This window comes from Phyllobacterium sp. CCNWLW183, assembly GCF_037203775.1.
Taxonomy (GTDB): Bacteria; Pseudomonadota; Alphaproteobacteria; order Rhizobiales; family Rhizobiaceae; genus Phyllobacterium; species Phyllobacterium ifriqiyense.
The window spans coordinates 101156-117742 of record NZ_JBBCBN010000009.1 but is presented as its reverse complement, the minus strand read 5'-3'; the positions used below and the strand labels follow the sequence as shown (position 1 = coordinate 117742).

The following is a 16587-nucleotide window of genomic DNA, read 5'->3' as shown; positions in this document are numbered from 1 at the left end:
TTTAAGAGAATATGAGGCTGGAAGCGCCTCAGATTCGTGGAACAAGGATTCGTTACATAGGGTGTTGGCACCCGTTTCCGCAAGATGTTCGCGTCAGGATGCCGGTTCAATATGAAGGTGAATGGCCCGAGATTAATAAGTCTCTGCCCTCAGCCAACGCTTTAATAGCGGAACATCACCGTTTTCGACGGTTCGTGCGACACGGCGGCCAACGGCAGCGCCAAATTTATACCCATGGCCCGAACAGGCCGAGACGATGATGCATTTACCCATTTCTGTCGCAAAAAAACGTTCATCGGAGGTGAAAGTATAAGCGCAAGTCACAACATTCGTGACGCGATATTCGTTGATGCGCTTTAAAGGTGGAGCGAAAAGATCGCGGATGGTTTCACCTTCCCCCTCGACCGGGACGCGATCAAGATCGGCACTGGGTGTTTTGCGCTTGTGGAGGCCGGAACCAAACTTCAAACCACCGCCACCGCTAGGCGGGAGAATATAGCCGTCTGTACGCCCACCCACATCAAGAACCACAGGTGACGCATCCCATGCGGCCTTCAAATCTGCCGGTGGATCGAGATAAACAACGGCAGTGCGATAGGTTGTCAAATCTTTAGTGATGTCCGGAAAAAGCTTTGTAACCCAAGCGCCGGCAGTCACGACGACCTTGTCCGCCGTCAACTTTGTGCCATCAGCAATGGTAACCGAACCATTTTCAGTATCGACGGCAATAACTTGGGTATTTTCAAGGACTTCTGCACCATTTTCGCGCAGCCAGCGCAGCATATCGGTCGCAATTTTCTTACAATGCAAAGCACCACCTTCCGGCGAGAAGAACGCATATCGAAAGCTTCCTTCTTCAAGGTATGGATAGCGCTTTAGGGCTTCAACAGAATCATAAATTTCAAGGGGATAGCCACCATTCTCGAGGCCTTCCCGATATTCGTCCGCTTCGTCTCCAGCCTCGCGCGATACAGCGATAAAACCACGCGAATCCAGATGAACAGCACCAATGTCCGCCCAAAGTTCCCCCCATGCCTCATAAGCTTCGGAGATAGCATTGGCATATCCACCCGCAGCACCGTAGGCGCGTCTTATGATACGGTGATGATCGCCTGAAGCTGCCAGTGGATTGGGAATGGCTCCCTGTTCGATAAGCGTGACGGAATGCCCCGCCTTCGTCAACGACCAAGCTGAAGACAGGCCGCCAATACCAGCCCCAACAATAATGATTTTCATGATAAGACTCTGTTTTTACTGACCTTCTGCGAGGCTAACGAACATGTCATCATTCGTCAAAGTCTTATCACATATTCTTTTCTTGTGGTTTTGATCACTTCCCATGTTCCGCGAAAACCCGGACGCAACACGAAACTGTCACCAGCCTGAATATGACGCTCGTCCCCACCATCCTCGGTAATAATTGAGCGGCCCGAAAGGATGTGGCAATACTCCCATTCATCATAAGCAATGCGCCATTTACCGGGCGTTGCTTCCCAGATTCCGGCATAGATGCCGCCATCAGATTCGTCACAGTTCCAAGTCCGGAATTGCGGGTCTCCGGCAATAATGCGGTCTGGATTGGGTGCTCCATGTTCCGGATCAATATCGCCAAAGTCTATTTTCACTAGGTTTGTCATAGGCTTACACTTTCGCCAAGGCCTGATCGAGGTCAGCAATAATATCGGTGACGTTCTCAATGCCAATAGACAGGCGCACAACATCAGGGCCCGCACCGGCAGCAATCTTCTGCGCATCACCTAACTGACGGTGGGTGGTTGAAGCCGGATGAATAACCAGTGACTTGGTATCGCCGATATTTGCCAGATGGGAAAAAAGCTCAAGGTTTTCAACGAGCTTCACACCAGCATCATAGCCGCCCTTCAGACCGAATGTAAAAACAGCACCACCGCCGTGAGGGGAGTATTTCTTCTGAAGCGCATTATAGAGATCGTCCGGGAGACCAGCATAGCTGACCCAGCTGACTTTCGCGTGAGATTTCAACCACTTCGCAACTTCGAGGGTATTGTCCACATGACGCTGCATACGCAGCGGCAAGGTCTCGATACCGGTGGCAATCAGGAATGCATTGAAGGGCGAAAGAGCCGGGCCAAGATCGCGAAGACCAAGAACGCGCGCTGCAATGGCAAAGGCAAAATTGCCAAAAGTTTCGTGGAGAACAATGCCGTTATATTCCGAACGAGGCTCGGAAAGCAGCGGGTAATTGCCCGATTTCGACCAGTCAAACGTGCCGCCATCGACAATGATCCCGCCCATGGAATTGCCATGGCCGCCCAGAAATTTCGTAGCAGAATGTATAACAATATCAGCACCATGCTCGATTGGCCGGATGAGATAGGGTGATGCCAAAGTGTTATCCACAATGAGCGGAATCCCATGCCTATGGGCAATTTCCGCAATGGCAGAGATATCAGAAATGATACCGCCGGGGTTGGCAATGCTCTCGATGAAAATGGCTCTGGTGCGTTCATCGATCTGCGCTTCAAAAGCCGTGGGATCAGTGCCGTCAGCCCAGCGAACACGCCAGTCAAAAGATTTGAACGACTGGCCGAATTGATTGATCGAACCGCCATAAAGCTTGTTGGAAGCGACAAAATTATCGCCAGGCTGCATCAACGTATGAAACACCAGAAGCTGTGCAGCATGACCTGATGCAACCGCCAATGCGGCCGTACCACCTTCAAGCGCTGCAACACGTTCTTCCAGTACGGCATTGGTTGGATTGGTAATTCTCGTATAAATGTTGCCGAAAGCCTTGAGACCAAAAAGAGAAGCCGCATGGTCGGCATCGTCGAAGACGAACGCGGTCGTCTGGTAGATTGGAGTTGCCCGCGCCCCGGTCGCCGGGTCTGGCTGTGCTCCGGCGTGAACTGCCAATGTTTCAATTCCGGGTGCACGATTTGCCATATTCCAATTCCTCCAAAGCAAGTGATGGAGGCAAGCTAGGGGATAGTCGAGCCCCCGCCAAGGAAAGATTTTTCAATCGGCAAAGTTTACCAGACTCAACCGGCCACAACTAAATTGCATCTTCAGATTTCAAATTTTGAGCAATTTTCGGCAGTTTTTGGGTAAGATTGCTGTGCTTTGCAGGAAATTGGTGTGGTTTCGTTGAAATGCGGACCGAATATCGATGAATTTGATTCAAGCCTCGGCTTACTTCAGACGGTTCAATCCGAAACTCTGAAAGCCTTTTCCAAGAATTGGCTTTTTGGAAGAAAGAACCCGCGAGTTCACTCCGCTCCATCCGATTTCGCCACAAAGACGCGCATATTCAATTTTCGGGCAGCGGTTCATGACCACCTGAATTCCCGCCGCCTCCGCTTTTCGCGCAGCCTCGTCATTGCGTACCGTAAGTTGTGTCCAGATGACTTTCGGCAAAGGGTTGAGCGCCAGAACTTCATCGACAATGGCAGGGACAGCATCGGAAGCGCGAAACACATCGACCATATCAATGGGCTCCGGAATATCCGCCAAACGTGCATAAGTCAGTTGCCCGAGAATGTTTTTCCCGGCTTGTCCCGGATTGACGGGGATAACCTGATAGCCTTTTGCAAGGAGATATTTCATCACAAAGAAACTCGGCCTCACCTCATTGGCCGAAGCGCCAACCATGGCGATAATTTTAACAGACGAGAGAATGCCGCGAATATAATCGTCGGGGTAGTGGTCGTGATCCATGCCGCTCACTCGCCCGTCCATTCGGGTTTGCGTTTTTCCATAAAGGCACCGATGCCCTCTTCGGCATCCCGGGCCAGCATATTTTCAACCATAACCTGCGCCGTGTAATCATAGGCGCTGGCAAGGTCCATTTCTGCCTGTTTGTAGAATGCTTCCTTGCCGATTTTCAGTACCAAAGGTGATTTGGCTGCAATGGCTTGAGCATATTTCCTGACAATCTGATTCAGATACTCCTGTGGCACAACCCGGTTTACCAGTCCAAACTCGCGCGCAGTTGAAGCATCAATGGTTTCGCCGGTCAGCAGCATTTCCATAGCCTGTTTGCGCGACACATTGCGCGACAGCGCGACCATCGGCGTCGAGCAAAAAAGGCCGATATTTACGCCCGGCGTGCAGAAGGTGGATTTGTCTGAACAAACTGCCAGATCGCAAGAGGCAACCAGTTGACATCCGGCGGCGGTTGCAAGCCCGTCAACGCCAGCAATCACAGGTTTTGGATGGCTGACGATAGCCTGCATCAATTTCGCGCATAAGCGCATGGTTTGTTCGAAAAAGGCACGGCCACGATCTTCGTCGGAGCGATGGCTCGACAATTCCTTGAGGTCGTGGCCTGCCGAAAACAATTTCAGCGATGAATCGATAATGATAACGCGAACTGCCTTGTCTTCTCTTGCCGATCGAAGGTGTTCCAATAGCAATTGCATCATCGCAATCGACAAAGCGTTGGCCGGAGCGTTTTGCAATGTCAGACGCAATATGCCGTCCAACAGCTCATGACCGACAATAGGGCTAACCTGCCCTTCCTTGCGGATGGCGTGAACTTCTCCCATGGCATTCCTCGTACTTATGTGGCCTCGTTGCTTATTGCTGCCGTACCCACTGATTATAGAATGGCTTCAATGAGCGCAAATGACGCTCTACAATTACGATGTTGTCCAGCGACGGTCTGGCATTTTGAATCTGGGCCAGACCGCTTTTCAAGCCGTTGATTGCTTCTGCTTTTTGCTCGGGCGAGAGAGCAACCATTGTGGGAACCGAAGCGATAGCTTTTTCCACTTCCTGTTGGGGTTGTGGATGGGTGGCCCAATGATAGGTGACCATGATCGTGTTGTTTGTATCGAGCCAATCGGCATAGCTGGCAAAGCCGAATTCCCGCGCCTTCGCGTCAAGTATAGCGGTGCGGACGGATACTTCATCGTCCTCATCAAGTTCGCGCTGTGCGGCGGCGACTGGCGCATAGCCATAAAGGAAACGCGTCACGATCTCTTCATTCAAAGCAACGGCCCGATCCGGCATTTGGTAGCGTTCGATAACAGGCGCCAAGGGCGGCGCGGGCCGCGTGGCGAAAAAACCCGCATACCCAACGGTAAGCAAAACAGAGGTGACAACTATTCCTGGCGGTTTCATAAAACGGCCCCATCCTTGTAAAGACCAAGCAGCGTCAATAGTAACAGTCTAAGTGTAAACAAAACAGCAAGGGAACAGCGATAATGGCTGCATTAATGAGCGCAAAAGCCCTGACAGCGTTTCTTGAAGAGGAGTTTCCGCAGGTTAACGCAGACGGCATTGCTTACACTGTTGTTGATGCCGGCGCTGGCTATGCTGTGATGCGTCTGGAGCCGACTGTGAAACATTTGCGCCCCGGAGGCACGGTGTCAGGGCCAACCCTGTTCGCATTGGCGGACATTACCGCCTATATGGCCATTCTTGCTCAAATCGGCCCTGTCGCGCTGGCTGTTACAACCAATCTGAACATCAATTTCCTGCGCAAGCCTGAAATTGGTCCCCTGGAGGCAAGAGCTACGCTTTTAAAACTTGGCAAGCGTCTTGCCGTGGTGGACATTGCCATTACCAGCGGGGCCAGCAGCGAACTGGTTGCCCATGCAACAGCAACCTATTCCATCCCGCCAAGAAGCTGATATTCGCCGCAAAGCAGATTGCATTTCTTCTCTGCGTGCTTCGACAAGCTCAGCATGAGTGGGGGTAATGATTGCATTACCTCCACGCAACGGAATAACATCTCCATGCGCTCAATCCACGTCCCTCATGCTGAGCTTGTCGAAGCACGCAAAGCGTTCATGCCAACGTATAAGCGTCAGGCATTGCCGATCAAAATGCCTGTCGCCAGCACCAATCCGCCACCAAGCACAACCTGTATGGCAGCGCGGAAGAAGGGCGTTTCCATATATTTGTGCTGGATGAATGCAATCGCCCAAAGCTCGACAAAAACCACCAGCGCGGCAATTGTTGTTGCGGTCCAAAAATTGGTGATCAGATAGGGTAAGGCGTGGCCGAGCCCGCCGATTGTTGTCATCAGACCATTGGCAAGGCCCCGCTTGAGCGGTGACCCGCGTCCGGACAGCTTGCCATCATCATGCGCAGCCTCGGTAAAGCCCATGGAAATACCCGCACCAAGCGATGCGGACAGGCCGACGAGAAAAGTTTGCCAAGTGTCCTGCGTTGCAAAGGCGGCTGCGAAAATTGGCGCGAGCGTGGAAACGGAACCATCCATAAGACCCGCCAGGCCAGGCTGGATATAGGTCAACAGAAACTGGCGGCGCTCCGTCTGCTTCTCTTCCTGCTGCACATCGTACGGCGTATGTTGCACGCCAAGGCGATGCGCCAACGATTCATGGGCTTTTTCGGCGACGGCCAGATCACCAAGCAGCTTGCGGGTTGAAGCATCGCTAACGAGTTTTACCGACTCCATATAGAAGCGATAGGCCTGCTCCTCCATTTTTTCCGCCATCTCACGGACCTTATCGATTCCGAGTGGGCGCACGAGCCAGTCAGGTTTACGCTCGATATAGCCGCGCACATGTTCGCGGCGGATCAAAGGAATGCGGTTGCCGAACCGCTCAACGTGAAGATCAATCAGCGCCTGGCGATGGCTGTTCTCCTCCTCCGCCATGTCTTCAAACACCTTGGCGCTTTGCGGAAAATCCTCCCGTAAACCATCCGCATAGGCGAGATAGATGCGCGCATCATCCTCTTCGGAGGAAATGGCGAGGGCTAAAATCTGCTGTTCCGACAAGGAAGCAAGGTCGTAACGGCGGTGACCAAAAAAACGGCTGAACATGGGATATTCCTAAATTAGAATAATTCTAAACTAGAGCGTTTGATCAAAAATTTCAAGGTAAGAGTTGGGTAGCCGTACAACCGCAGTGTGCCGATTAACTTGACCACAACCATCAATAAAATTGATAAACACTGTTGAAAAGGCCCGATAGACACGGTGCAGGCGCGGGAGTATGTTGCGCCCCATTCAATTACCAGTGCCGGATTTCATCATGACACTTACAGGTTTTATCGCCTATTCGGGCGCACTCGCTATTGCCGCAGCCATTCCTGGACCGGGTGTAACTGCCCTTGTCGCCCGCGCGCTGGGCTCTGGCTTCCGCTCTTCCCTGTTCATGTCCATCGGGCTTGTCCTTGGTGATCTTACCTATCTTACCGCGGTCGTACTGGGCCTTGCAGTTGTGGCGCAAACGTTCGGTACGTTGTTCCTGATTATAAAATGGGCTGGTGTTGCCTACCTCACCTATCTGGCCTGGAAGCTGTGGACGACTGGCATTTCGACCGAGAGAATCGAAGCGAGTAAAAGCCGCAGCGGCAATATTTCAGCTATTCTAGCTGGACTGACGCTGACACTAGGCAATCCAAAAACCATGCTTTTCTACATCGCGCTGACACCGACGCTGGTTGATCTGAAATCCATTACTCTGGCTGACTATTCCATTCTCGCTGTCTTAACGGTGATTGTGCTGATGATTGTGCTCGTGCCCTATCTTGCGCTGGCCGCCAAGGCACGCGGTCTGCTCGCCTCTCCCCGCGCTCTCAAGCGTCTTAATCGTACAGCAGCCGCTTTTATGGCTGGGGCGGCATTGGCTATCGCTGGTCGCGCTGGCTGACTTGGATTCATATTCTAACAGGAATGGATTATTAGTTTAATTTTCCATTTCTCCCCGCCTTTGTGCACGTACCCGACTATGAATTTTCTGCCAAGAGCCATAAGATCGCGGCCAGAACAATTTCAATTCGGGAGAATATCATGAGCAGCGACACGCTACGCAAGCCGGGCCGTGGCCGTATCTACAACTCTATTGTCGATACTATTGGCGACACGCCGCTTGTGCGTCTCGACAAGTTCGCCAAGGAAAACGGCGTCGTTGCAAATCTTCTGGCTAAGCTTGAATTTTTCAATCCGATTTCCAGCGTCAAGGATCGTATCGGTGTTGCGCTGATCCAATCATTGGAAGATCAGGGCAAAGCTGTGCCGGGAAAGACGGTTTTTGTGGAACCGACATCCGGCAATACAGGCATTGCACTCGCCTTTGCCGCCGCAGCAAAGGGCTATCGCCTTATCCTTACCATGCCGGAAACCATGTCCGTCGAGCGCCGCAAGATGCTCAAGCTGCTTGGTGCCGAATTGGTGCTAACGGAAGGCGCAAAGGGCATGAAGGGCGCTATCGCCAAAGCCAATGAACTCGTTGAAACCACGCCGGGCGCAATCATTCCCGGCCAGTTCGACAATCCGGCCAATCCTGAAATTCATCGCAAGACGACAGCCGAGGAAATCTGGAACGATACGGACGGTGCGGTCGATATTCTCATTTCCGGCATCGGCACGGGCGGCACGATCACCGGCGTCGGTCAGGTGCTGAAGCAGCGTAAACCAAGTGTGCAGATCATTGCAGTCGAACCCAGAGATTCGCCCGTGCTTTCAGGCGGCAATCCCGGACCGCACAAGATTCAAGGAATCGGCGCCGGTTTTGCGCCGAGCGTGCTCGACACACATATTTACGATGAGGTGGTCCAGGTTTCCAATGAGGATTCCTTTGCCAATGCAAGACTGGTCGCGCGTATTGAAGGCGTGCCCGTCGGCATTTCCTCAGGCGCGGCGCTGACAGCAGCGATCGAGGTTGGCAAGCGCCCGGAAAACAAGGGCAAGAATATCGTTGTGATCATCCCCTCCTTTGCCGAACGCTATCTTTCAACAGCACTATTTGACGGATTGGATGGCTCATGAAAACCACCAATCACTCCCTAAAGGGAGAGGTTGGCGAACTTTAGGGGTGCCGCTTTAACTACGACAGATTGGCGAAACGTTCGATAGGCGGTTGCTCACGATGCTCCGCTTGCCATAAATCGTAATCAGCCTGCACGCCAAGCCAGACCTTTGCCCTGCCAATACCTGCACGCTCCAAGCGTACAGCAAGGTCTGGGCTTATGGGCGCATGACCATGCATAATGCGGGACAGGGTTTCACGCGCAAACCCTAGCCTGCGCGCAAGCTCGGTCACCGATATGGCAAGCGCTGGTAAAACATCCTCCAGGAGGGTTTGACCGGGATGCGGGGGATTAAACTGTCCCATGTCGTTATTCCTCAATGATAATCCAGATAATCGACGAGTTCGACATCATTAAACCGGAAAATGATCCGCTAATTTCCACTGACGGAAATCGACCAAAAACCTTCCAGAGACCCTTGAAGCCGGTGAAGTCTCCAGCCTGGAATAGAAAGATCCTCAGGTACGGAAGCGCGGTCGAGAAAGGCCAGTATTCGAGACAATCGCTTCACATGCGCAGCATTGATCCCCGGGCGGAACCCGTTTCAAAGAAAACCTCAAGTCCCTTATGGCGAAAACTTCTGATCATTCCTCGAATGTGATGTAATAGATCACATATTGCAACCAACGTCTGGTTGCAAGCTGCAAAAACAATGCGCCAAGATGTGGTAATATAATACCTTTCTTACAAGCTATTGATTTTGCTTATTTATTTATATTATATGTCGAAATTAACGACTTGACGCTCTCCATTTGAGCCTTTATTGAGACCCATGACTGCGGTGGGGCTTCCCGCCGTTTTTCATTGTTGTGCGGATTTCAACCATCCACACAACCCAAGCAACAAGAAAAGCCTTCTTTTATGAAGGATGATCTCAAGGACAACACAAATGGCTACCTTCACACAGAAGCCGGCAGATGTGACGAAAAAGTGGATCCTGATCGACGCGACGGATCTCGTCGTCGGCCGTCTCGCCACCATCGTCGCAAACATCCTGCGCGGCAAGCACAAAGCTACCTTTACCCCGCATGTTGACGATGGCGACAATGTCATCATCATCAATGCCGACAAGGTTGCCTTCACAGGCAAGAAGCTTTCGGACAAGATTTATTACTGGCACACCGGCCACCCAGGCGGCATCAAGGAACGTACAGCTGGTCAGCTGCTTTCCGGCCGTTTTCCTGAGCGTGTTGTCGAAAAGGCAGTTGAGCGCATGGTTCCACGTGGACCGCTCGGCCGTCGCCAGATGAAGAACCTGCGCGTTTATGCCGGTTCCAACCACCCACATGAAGCGCAGGCACCTGAAGTCCTCGACGTTGGCGCGCTGAATTCCAAGAACAAAAGGAGCGCATAAGAATGGCTGAGCTCAACTCGCTCGCAGAACTCGGTACAGCTGCTGCATCGACGCAGGCTGCTGCACCTGTTCATGTCCAGAAGCTCGATGCCAAGGGCCGTGCATATGCAACCGGCAAGCGTAAGGATGCGGTTGCCCGCGTCTGGATCAAGCCAGGTTCCGGCAAGATCGTTGTCAACGACAAGGAATATGGCGCATATTTCGCTCGTCCGGTTCTGCAGATGATCCTGCAGCAGCCAATCGTTGCTGCTAACCGCGCTGGCCAGTATGACATCATCGCTACCGTTGCCGGTGGTGGTCTTTCCGGTCAGGCCGGTGCTGTTCGTCACGGCATTTCCAAGGCCCTCACCTATTTCGAACCTGCACTGCGCGGCGTTCTGAAAAAGGGCGGCTTCCTTACACGCGACAGCCGCGTTGTAGAACGCAAAAAGTACGGCAAGGCGAAAGCCCGTCGTTCGTTCCAGTTCTCGAAGCGCTAATATCGCTTTATACGGACAGAACAGAAAGCGGGCCCTCGGGTCCGCTTTTTTGTTGCGCTGAGATATACTTGAGATAGCTTCGCCGCTGTGCGTGGTTCGACAAGCTCACCATGAGGAATCCGGGTTGCCTTCATCTGATGGGAACTCTTCGGGATATCCTACAAGATCGCCGGTTCAGGCGTCTCCCTTCCTCATGGTGAGCTTGTGGAACCACGTACAACAGAAATGCCAGAACTCCCGGAGTTGGAAAACCAATGCCCTCGAAATCCATCGATCATGCCTTTACAGCTCGCACGCTGACCAGCGCAGCGACTGATCCCACACATGCGGGCGCGCTCTCATTCATGCGCAGGCGCTATACCAAGAATCTCAATGGGGCAGAGGCTGTTGTCTGGGGCATTCCATTTGATGCTGCAGTTTCCAATCGCCCTGGCGCAAGGTTTGGTCCGCAGGCAATCCGCCGGGCCTCGGCAATCTTTGACAATGACCCGCAATATCCCTTCCAGCGCGATCTGTTCGAAGATCTGGCCGTGATTGATTATGGCGATTGCCTGCTCGACTATGGCAATCATCAAAAGACACCGGCCACGATTGAGCGGGAAGCGGCCAAAATAATCAAATCCGGGGCGTTCCTGCTTTCGCTTGGCGGCGATCATTTCGTCACATGGCCGATCCTGAAGGCGCATGCGGCAAAACATGGACCGGTTGCTCTCGTGCAGTTCGACGCGCATCAGGACACTTGGTTCGATGATGGCAAGCGTATTGATCATGGTTCATTTGTTGGCCGTGCGGCACGCGATGGTGTTATCGATCCTGCCCATTCGATTCAGGTCGGTATCCGTACGCATGCGCCGGATGATTGCGGACTGAAGATCGTTTATGGCTACGAGGTTGAGGAGCTTTCGGCGGCGGAAATTGCCAGGCAGATCATCGCTCGCACCGCTGGCAAGCCGGTCTACCTGACCTTTGACATTGATTGTCTTGATCCGGCCTTTGCACCGGGAACCGGAACGCCCGTCGCAGGCGGCCCGTCATCGGCAAAGATTCTGTCGGTTCTGCGCCATCTGACCGATCTAAATATTATCGGTGCGGATGTGGTGGAGGTCGCCCCTGCCTATGATCATGCGGATGTGACGGCAATCGCAGGTGCCACAATAGCGATGTATTATTTAGGTATATTGGCCGAACAGAAGGCCAACCGACGATAAGAGATTGGCAGAGACGTTATGCGTGGTTCGACGGGGCTCACCATGAGGAGGGATGGTGATTGCAGGCAGCTAATACTTGCGATCTACTGGCGCTTACGACTAGCGTGCAGCCCGCAGCCTTCCTCATGGTGAGCCCTGTCGAACCACGCACGGCTTTTCTGCCAACCTCCCACATTGAATCCGCTTTTCTCGCTAACTATCTGAATTCAAAGCTTCCAAGGGTATTTTGATGAAACCGAAAATATTTATCGACGGCGAACACGGCACCACAGGTTTGCAAATTCGCACCCGGCTTGCGGGGCGCGATGATCTAGAAGTCATCTCCATTCCTGAAGCCGAACGGCGTAACAAGGATTTGCGCGAGGAGTTTCTGAAGGCTGCGGATGTGGCGATTCTTTGCCTGCCGGATGAAGCTTCAAAGGAAGCCGTTGCTATTCTCGAAGGAAACAATTCCACCAAGATTATCGACACGGCGACAGCGCACCGCGTTCACCCTGACTGGGCCTATGGCTTTGCGGAACTCGACAATGCGCAGCGCGAAAAGATCGCCAAAGCGCGGCTTGTCGCCAATCCGGGCTGCTATCCCACCGGCGCGATTTCGCTGATCCGCCCATTGCGTGATGCTGGCATATTGCCGGCCGATTATCCAATTTCGGTCAATGCGGTTTCGGGCTATACGGGCGGTGGCAAGCAGATGATCGCGCAGATGGAAAACCCTGACGCGCCAGACCATATCGCGTCCAATCATTTCCTCTATGCAATGCCACTCAAGCACAAGCATGTTCCGGAACTGCAGCTGCATGGTCGCCTTGCCCGCAAGCCGATCTTCAGCCCAAGCGTTGGCCGCTTTGCACAGGGCATGATTGTGCAGGTGCCGATCTATACGGACGAGCTGAACGGCGGTGTCTCGATGGCTGACATTCATGCCGCGCTCGTCGCCCATTATGAAGGCCAGAATATTGTTCAGGTCGTATCGCTTGAAACAAGCGCCACCCTGCCCCGTCTCGACCCTGAAGAACTGCGCGATACGGACATCATGAAGCTCTACGTGTTCGGCACGGAAGGCTCCGGGCAGGTCAATCTCGTAGCCCTTTTGGACAATCTCGGCAAAGGCGCTTCGGGCGCGGCAGTGCAGAACCTTGATCTCATGTTGGGTCATGGCTGACAAACTTCTGCAAAGCCTGCCAGCCGACTGGTATCTTTCTGAACCCGAACTGTTCACAGAAACCCATACCAGTCGCATCATTATGGTGCGGTTGGAAAATGGTGAGAAGGCTGTGGTTAAGCAGTTGAATGCCACCGGCATGGAAAATGAGTTGCGCGGCGCGCACTATCTTGAATGGCATGATGGCCATGGGTGCGTGCGCGTGCTCAAGCAACAAGACAATAATCTCCTGCTGGAATATGGCGGCTCGCGCACCCTGCTCGATCATCTGAATGAACATGGCGATTCATCGGCAACATTGATCTTCACTGATCTATTCCAGCGATTGCAGGAAACCTTTCGCAGTCAGAAACCGGTTTCACCGGATTTCGTGCCATTGCGGAAACAATTTTCCAGCCTTTTCAAGAAGGCAGAGAAGGACCGCAAGGCCGGTGAGCGAAGTATATTTGTAGACGTGGCCGCAATTGCAGACCGGTTGCTCGACAACCAACGTGATATTCAGCCGCTGCATGGTGACATACACCATGAGAACATTCTTTTTGGCAAACGTGGCTGGTTGGTTATCGACCCACAGGCATTGCTGGGCGACCCGGCCTATGATGCCGCCAATATGTTTTACAATCCGGTGGAACGGACTGACTTGCGTACTGATCCGAAACGCGTGGCCACCATGGCGAAGATTTTCGAAGACGTGTTCAGGCGTGATCGCAAAGACTATCTGGAATTCGGCATGGCGCATGCATGCCTATCTGCTTCATGGCATGATGAAGACAAGAACCACGAAGAGCGAGAGCGCAGCCTTGCCGTGGCGACGACTATCCGCGAGGTGCTCGCCTCAGCCGCCTGAACGTTTTACGAGTCTTGCTACCACGACGAATGTCATGACCCCCAGCATAGCGATAATGGCGACGACAAAGAGCGCTGCCGTCGGCCCGAAATGCTCAAGCAGAAATGCAAAAATGAAAGGCGCCACCGAAGAAACGATCAGGCGAGACGAGGTGATTTTGCCGAGAATTTCGCCATAGCCCTGATGACCGAACAACGCTAACGGCAATGTGCCCTGCACGATGCTGTTCAATCCCGATCCCATGCCAAACAGAATAGCGAACATGACCGCTCCGGCAATCAAAGGTATGGGTGCTGGCAGCAGCAACATCATGAATGCGAGTGGGATCATTACCGTGGAAACGATTGCGATGGTCATCGCAGAGAATCGGCCACCCATAAGCATATTGATGAGGCGGCTTGCAAATTGCGCCGGTCCAAACATCGTCCCGACGAAGACTGCGGAGGAAGCGCCTAGCCCAACCGCGCCGAGCACTGGTACAAAATGAATAAGCATTGATGAAAGCGAGAAGCTCGTCAGCGAAAAACCCATTGCCAAAAGAACAAGAGCAGTTTTGCGATCATCATATTGTAGCGAGCCGCCAGCCTCCATCGCGTGGGGCGGTTGAGGCGGAGCATTGTGCGTCATCTTCGCCGAGCGCCGTGTCATTTGTGACAGCCAGAAGTGGATGGGGAAGCAGACTGCGACTTGCAAAACGGCGTAAAACAGGAAGATTTCGCGCCAGGTGAAGGTGTCCAAAAGTGCTGTGGCAAGCGGCCAGAACAGTGTCGACGAGAAACCGCCCATCAGCGTCAAATAGGTTATCCGGCGCGGCGCGAGCTGTGGGTCTACTTGTACCAGCACGGCAAAGGCAGTGTTATAAAGGATGAAAGGCGTGGCTATGCCTGTTGTGACCAAAGCGGCCGCAAACATCCACCAATTGGTTGAGACAGCGCAAAAAACAAGGGAGAGCGCCGCAGCCAGTGAGCCGAGGGTCATGACGCGCCCTGCCCCAAACCTGTCTGCCCAGCGACCGGACCATGGCGATACAATGCCGCCAATCAACAGCGTTCCGGAAAACGCCGCAAACAGCCATTCTCGGGTCTGAGCAAACTCCTGCCCTACAACCGGAGCCAGAATACTGAAACTATAGAAAAGCGTACCATAACCGATGATCTGCGTGATACCGAGGCCAACTACCGTAGCCAGCGACCGCCTCGCACTGATGATCATAATTTTAGTTTCCGATATGCATGCTTAACAGGATTAGCGTCAGGACCTGCAAACTAACTGAGTCTCTCACTGTAAGCAGTCAGTTTCCTTGTACAATCTTCGTTTCAAGCGGATATGCGCCTTTTGTTGCGCGCCAATGCGCCACAGCAAAGCCAAGCAGAACAATTGCAAAAAGCTGATGAAGCAATCCGAGCCCGATCGGCACTTGCATAAGCAACGTGGTAATGCCGATTGCGGCCTGAGCAGCGACCAGCAGCGCGAAGAAAACTGCACGTCGGGCATGCGTTGTCTCAGGCGCCATGCGCGTGGTTGAGAAAGCATGCCAGATCGCCATGGCAAAGACGAAATAAGCAAAGATGCGATGGACGAATTGCACAGTCTTCGGGTTTTCAAAGAAATTGTGCCAAATCGGCTGAATAGGAAACATGTCGCCCGGGATGATTGAGCCATCCATTAGCGGCCAGGTATTGTAGGACAGCCCCGCATCAAGGCCAGCAACGAGGGCGCCAAGATAAATCTGAATGAATACAAGCACGACCAGCCAGCCGGAAAAGCGCTGAATGGGGCGATCTGCCGGTTTTTCAGTATAGACCGCCAAACCTCTTGCCACGTACATGACGGCTGCGAAAATAATGCAAGCCAAAGTCAAATGTGTAGCGAGACGGTATTGGCTGACATCGACTCGAACAGCCAGCCCTGAGGCGACCATCCACCAGCCTACGGCACCTTGCAGACCGCCTAGCGCCAAAATACCAATCATGGGCCATCTGAGGCGTCGCTCGAGTCGGCCCGTAAGCCAAAAGAAAGCCAGCGGCAGGGCAACAAGAAAACCAACGCCCCGAGCAAGGAACCTATGAGACCACTCCCACCAGAAAATCTGCTTGAACTCAAACAGGCTCATGCCTTTGTTCAATTGCTGATACTGCGGAATCTGCCTGTACTTATCGAACTCTTCCATCCACTGGTCATATCCAATAGGCGGAATAATACCGTGGATCGGCTTCCATTCGGTGATGGAGAGGCCCGAACCCGTCATACGCGTGGCACCACCCACAAACACGATGGTCGCCAGCACCACCAGCACCACATACAACCAGATACGGATATGCTGGCGATTTCTCGCTTCGCGATCCTGCACCAAGACAAGCGCGTCTTCGGACGTAATATGGGCGGCCATGCAAAAACTCCTTAGAGCCGGATAGGTGAAGCATCTTGCGGTGCATGACAAGCGGCGCTTACGCGACACGCCGTCGCGTTTGCAAGCCTCGCGTGGCTTTTTCGCTTTTCGAGTGAGGATTTAACAGATAGATCAACCTAACGCTCAATTGGATAGCAATATGCCCGTAAGGCTGAAGAAACTCATCGGAACATTTTTCCTGGTCGCGCTGGTCTGCGTCTACGCCATTGTCGCGACAATTTTTGCTGTGGCTCTCCTTGGCAATGCCAGCCCGTGGATCCACCTGCTCTACTTCTTCGGCACAGGCATATTATGGGTGGTCCCGGCGATGTTCATCATCAGCTGGATGGAGAAGGCGCCCAAGACCAAAATCTAGGCA

General features: G+C 52.9%; 20 protein-coding genes. 9 read left to right on the top strand and 11 right to left on the bottom strand.

Features of this window, described 5'->3' with window-relative positions; all coding sequences use genetic code 11:
• Nucleotides 1-132: 132 nt before the first annotated feature.
• The 6 genes from V9K95_RS19845 to V9K95_RS19820 all read right to left on the bottom strand — a co-directional run bounded on the left by V9K95_RS19845 (nucleotide 133) and on the right by V9K95_RS19820 (nucleotide 5103).
• Nucleotides 133-1236, bottom strand: a complete 1104-nt coding sequence (locus tag V9K95_RS19845; protein ID WP_336441867.1) for an NAD(P)/FAD-dependent oxidoreductase — start codon at nucleotides 1234-1236, stop codon at nucleotides 133-135.
• Between the two features lie 56 nt (nucleotides 1237-1292).
• Nucleotides 1293-1637 carry a cupin domain-containing protein gene (locus V9K95_RS19840; protein WP_336441868.1) on the bottom strand — a complete coding sequence of 115 codons (345 nt, stop codon included), beginning with the start codon at nucleotides 1635-1637 and terminating at the stop codon, nucleotides 1293-1295.
• 4 nt (nucleotides 1638-1641) lie between these two features.
• Nucleotides 1642-2925, bottom strand: a complete 1284-nt coding sequence (locus V9K95_RS19835; protein WP_336441869.1) for an O-acetylhomoserine aminocarboxypropyltransferase — start codon at nucleotides 2923-2925, stop codon at nucleotides 1642-1644.
• A 246-nt stretch (nucleotides 2926-3171) separates the two neighbouring features.
• Nucleotides 3172-3696, bottom strand: coding sequence for a CoA-binding protein (locus V9K95_RS19830; protein ID WP_336441925.1), 525 nt, complete (start codon nucleotides 3694-3696; stop codon nucleotides 3172-3174).
• Nucleotides 3697-3701: 5 nt separating this feature from the next.
• Complete coding sequence (locus V9K95_RS19825; protein ID WP_336441870.1) at nucleotides 3702-4526, bottom strand: enoyl-CoA hydratase; 825 nt, start codon at nucleotides 4524-4526, stop codon at nucleotides 3702-3704.
• Nucleotides 4527-4557: 31 nt separating this feature from the next.
• Nucleotides 4558-5103 carry a hypothetical protein gene (locus V9K95_RS19820; protein ID WP_336441871.1) on the bottom strand — a complete coding sequence of 182 codons (546 nt, stop codon included), beginning with the start codon at nucleotides 5101-5103 and terminating at the stop codon, nucleotides 4558-4560.
• An 83-nt stretch (nucleotides 5104-5186) separates the two neighbouring features.
• Here V9K95_RS19820 and V9K95_RS19815 point away from each other — a divergent pair, with 83 nt between their 5' ends.
• Nucleotides 5187-5615 (top strand): PaaI family thioesterase, encoded by a 429-nt coding sequence (locus tag V9K95_RS19815; protein WP_115051691.1) that lies wholly within the window; start codon nucleotides 5187-5189, stop codon nucleotides 5613-5615.
• Between the two features lie 176 nt (nucleotides 5616-5791).
• On the opposite strand, the gene mbfA is transcribed toward V9K95_RS19815, so the two are convergent.
• Entirely contained in the window at nucleotides 5792-6775 is a 984-nt protein-coding gene (gene mbfA / locus V9K95_RS19810; protein ID WP_336441872.1) for an iron exporter MbfA, read from the bottom strand.
• Nucleotides 6776-6986: 211 nt separating this feature from the next.
• Between mbfA and V9K95_RS19805 the strand changes: the two genes are divergently transcribed.
• Both V9K95_RS19805 and cysK read left to right on the top strand, forming a co-directional pair.
• Nucleotides 6987-7607: a LysE family translocator gene (locus tag V9K95_RS19805; RefSeq protein WP_115052179.1), complete on the top strand. Its 621-nt coding sequence runs from the start codon at nucleotides 6987-6989 to the stop codon at nucleotides 7605-7607.
• A gap of 140 nt (nucleotides 7608-7747) precedes the next feature.
• Nucleotides 7748-8725, top strand: a complete 978-nt coding sequence (gene cysK, locus V9K95_RS19800; RefSeq protein WP_115051693.1) for a cysteine synthase A — start codon at nucleotides 7748-7750, stop codon at nucleotides 8723-8725.
• 58 nt (nucleotides 8726-8783) lie between these two features.
• Here cysK and V9K95_RS19795 read toward each other — a convergent pair whose 3' ends face one another.
• Both V9K95_RS19795 and V9K95_RS19790 read right to left on the bottom strand, forming a co-directional pair.
• Complete coding sequence (locus V9K95_RS19795; RefSeq protein ID WP_115051694.1) at nucleotides 8784-9071, bottom strand: HigA family addiction module antitoxin; 288 nt, start codon at nucleotides 9069-9071, stop codon at nucleotides 8784-8786.
• A gap of 68 nt (nucleotides 9072-9139) precedes the next feature.
• On the bottom strand, nucleotides 9140-9277 hold the full coding sequence (locus V9K95_RS19790; RefSeq protein ID WP_336441873.1) for a type II toxin-antitoxin system RelE/ParE family toxin: 138 nt from the start codon (nucleotides 9275-9277) through the stop codon (nucleotides 9140-9142).
• Nucleotides 9278-9655: 378 nt separating this feature from the next.
• Between V9K95_RS19790 and rplM the strand changes: the two genes are divergently transcribed.
• The 5 genes from rplM to V9K95_RS19765 all read left to right on the top strand — a co-directional run bounded on the left by rplM (nucleotide 9656) and on the right by V9K95_RS19765 (nucleotide 13819).
• A complete protein-coding gene (gene rplM, locus V9K95_RS19785; RefSeq protein WP_115051695.1) occupies nucleotides 9656-10120 on the top strand; it encodes a 50S ribosomal protein L13 in 465 nt (154 codons plus the stop codon).
• Between the two features lie 2 nt (nucleotides 10121-10122).
• Nucleotides 10123-10599, top strand: a complete 477-nt coding sequence (gene rpsI / locus V9K95_RS19780; RefSeq protein WP_122084539.1) for a 30S ribosomal protein S9 — start codon at nucleotides 10123-10125, stop codon at nucleotides 10597-10599.
• 254 nt (nucleotides 10600-10853) lie between these two features.
• Nucleotides 10854-11807: an agmatinase gene (speB, locus tag V9K95_RS19775; protein ID WP_336441874.1), complete on the top strand. Its 954-nt coding sequence runs from the start codon at nucleotides 10854-10856 to the stop codon at nucleotides 11805-11807.
• A 229-nt stretch (nucleotides 11808-12036) separates the two neighbouring features.
• Complete coding sequence (gene argC / locus V9K95_RS19770; RefSeq protein ID WP_336441875.1) at nucleotides 12037-12972, top strand: N-acetyl-gamma-glutamyl-phosphate reductase; 936 nt, start codon at nucleotides 12037-12039, stop codon at nucleotides 12970-12972.
• Nucleotides 12965-13819, top strand: a complete 855-nt coding sequence (locus tag V9K95_RS19765; RefSeq protein ID WP_336441876.1) for an aminoglycoside phosphotransferase family protein — start codon at nucleotides 12965-12967, stop codon at nucleotides 13817-13819. The genes argC and V9K95_RS19765 overlap by 8 nt, the downstream gene beginning before the upstream one ends.
• Here V9K95_RS19765 and arsK read toward each other — a convergent pair.
• Both arsK and V9K95_RS19755 read right to left on the bottom strand, forming a co-directional pair.
• Nucleotides 13808-15031, bottom strand: a complete 1224-nt coding sequence (gene arsK, locus V9K95_RS19760) for an arsenite efflux MFS transporter ArsK (protein WP_336441877.1) — start codon at nucleotides 15029-15031, stop codon at nucleotides 13808-13810. The two genes, V9K95_RS19765 and arsK, sit on opposite strands and share 12 nt — an antisense overlap.
• A 79-nt stretch (nucleotides 15032-15110) precedes the next feature.
• Complete coding sequence (locus V9K95_RS19755) at nucleotides 15111-16208, bottom strand: COX15/CtaA family protein (RefSeq protein WP_115051701.1); 1098 nt, start codon at nucleotides 16206-16208, stop codon at nucleotides 15111-15113.
• A gap of 160 nt (nucleotides 16209-16368) precedes the next feature.
• Between V9K95_RS19755 and V9K95_RS19750 the strand changes: the two genes are divergently transcribed.
• Complete coding sequence (locus tag V9K95_RS19750; RefSeq protein ID WP_115051702.1) at nucleotides 16369-16584, top strand: DUF2842 domain-containing protein; 216 nt, start codon at nucleotides 16369-16371, stop codon at nucleotides 16582-16584.
• The last annotated feature ends 3 nt before the right edge of the window (nucleotides 16585-16587 follow it).

What these genes read in the sequence shown, in the direction of transcription:
- V9K95_RS19750 (WP_115051702.1), top strand. Translation starts at nt 16,369, where the DNA reads ATGCCCGTAAGGCTGAAGAAACTCATCGGAACATTTTTCCTGGTCGCG.
- rplM (WP_115051695.1), top strand. Translation starts at nt 9,656, where the DNA reads ATGGCTACCTTCACACAGAAGCCGGCAGATGTGACGAAAAAGTGGATC.
- V9K95_RS19840 (WP_336441868.1), bottom strand. Translation starts at nt 1,637, where the DNA reads ATGACAAACCTAGTGAAAATAGACTTTGGCGATATTGATCCGGAACAT.
- V9K95_RS19805 (WP_115052179.1), top strand. Translation starts at nt 6,987, where the DNA reads ATGACACTTACAGGTTTTATCGCCTATTCGGGCGCACTCGCTATTGCC.
- V9K95_RS19795 (WP_115051694.1), bottom strand. Translation starts at nt 9,071, where the DNA reads ATGGGACAGTTTAATCCCCCGCATCCCGGTCAAACCCTCCTGGAGGAT.
- V9K95_RS19755 (WP_115051701.1), bottom strand. Translation starts at nt 16,208, where the DNA reads ATGGCCGCCCATATTACGTCCGAAGACGCGCTTGTCTTGGTGCAGGAT.
- V9K95_RS19825 (WP_336441870.1), bottom strand. Translation starts at nt 4,526, where the DNA reads ATGGGAGAAGTTCACGCCATCCGCAAGGAAGGGCAGGTTAGCCCTATT.
- arsK (WP_336441877.1), bottom strand. Translation starts at nt 15,031, where the DNA reads ATGATCATCAGTGCGAGGCGGTCGCTGGCTACGGTAGTTGGCCTCGGT.
- speB (WP_336441874.1), top strand. Translation starts at nt 10,854, where the DNA reads ATGCCCTCGAAATCCATCGATCATGCCTTTACAGCTCGCACGCTGACC.
- V9K95_RS19765 (WP_336441876.1), top strand. Translation starts at nt 12,965, where the DNA reads ATGGCTGACAAACTTCTGCAAAGCCTGCCAGCCGACTGGTATCTTTCT.
- V9K95_RS19845 (WP_336441867.1), bottom strand. Translation starts at nt 1,236, where the DNA reads ATGAAAATCATTATTGTTGGGGCTGGTATTGGCGGCCTGTCTTCAGCT.
- rpsI (WP_122084539.1), top strand. Translation starts at nt 10,123, where the DNA reads ATGGCTGAGCTCAACTCGCTCGCAGAACTCGGTACAGCTGCTGCATCG.
- cysK (WP_115051693.1), top strand. Translation starts at nt 7,748, where the DNA reads ATGAGCAGCGACACGCTACGCAAGCCGGGCCGTGGCCGTATCTACAAC.
- mbfA (WP_336441872.1), bottom strand. Translation starts at nt 6,775, where the DNA reads ATGTTCAGCCGTTTTTTTGGTCACCGCCGTTACGACCTTGCTTCCTTG.
- V9K95_RS19815 (WP_115051691.1), top strand. Translation starts at nt 5,187, where the DNA reads ATGGCTGCATTAATGAGCGCAAAAGCCCTGACAGCGTTTCTTGAAGAG.
- argC (WP_336441875.1), top strand. Translation starts at nt 12,037, where the DNA reads ATGAAACCGAAAATATTTATCGACGGCGAACACGGCACCACAGGTTTG.
- V9K95_RS19830 (WP_336441925.1), bottom strand. Translation starts at nt 3,696, where the DNA reads ATGGATCACGACCACTACCCCGACGATTATATTCGCGGCATTCTCTCG.
- V9K95_RS19820 (WP_336441871.1), bottom strand. Translation starts at nt 5,103, where the DNA reads ATGAAACCGCCAGGAATAGTTGTCACCTCTGTTTTGCTTACCGTTGGG.
- V9K95_RS19835 (WP_336441869.1), bottom strand. Translation starts at nt 2,925, where the DNA reads ATGGCAAATCGTGCACCCGGAATTGAAACATTGGCAGTTCACGCCGGA.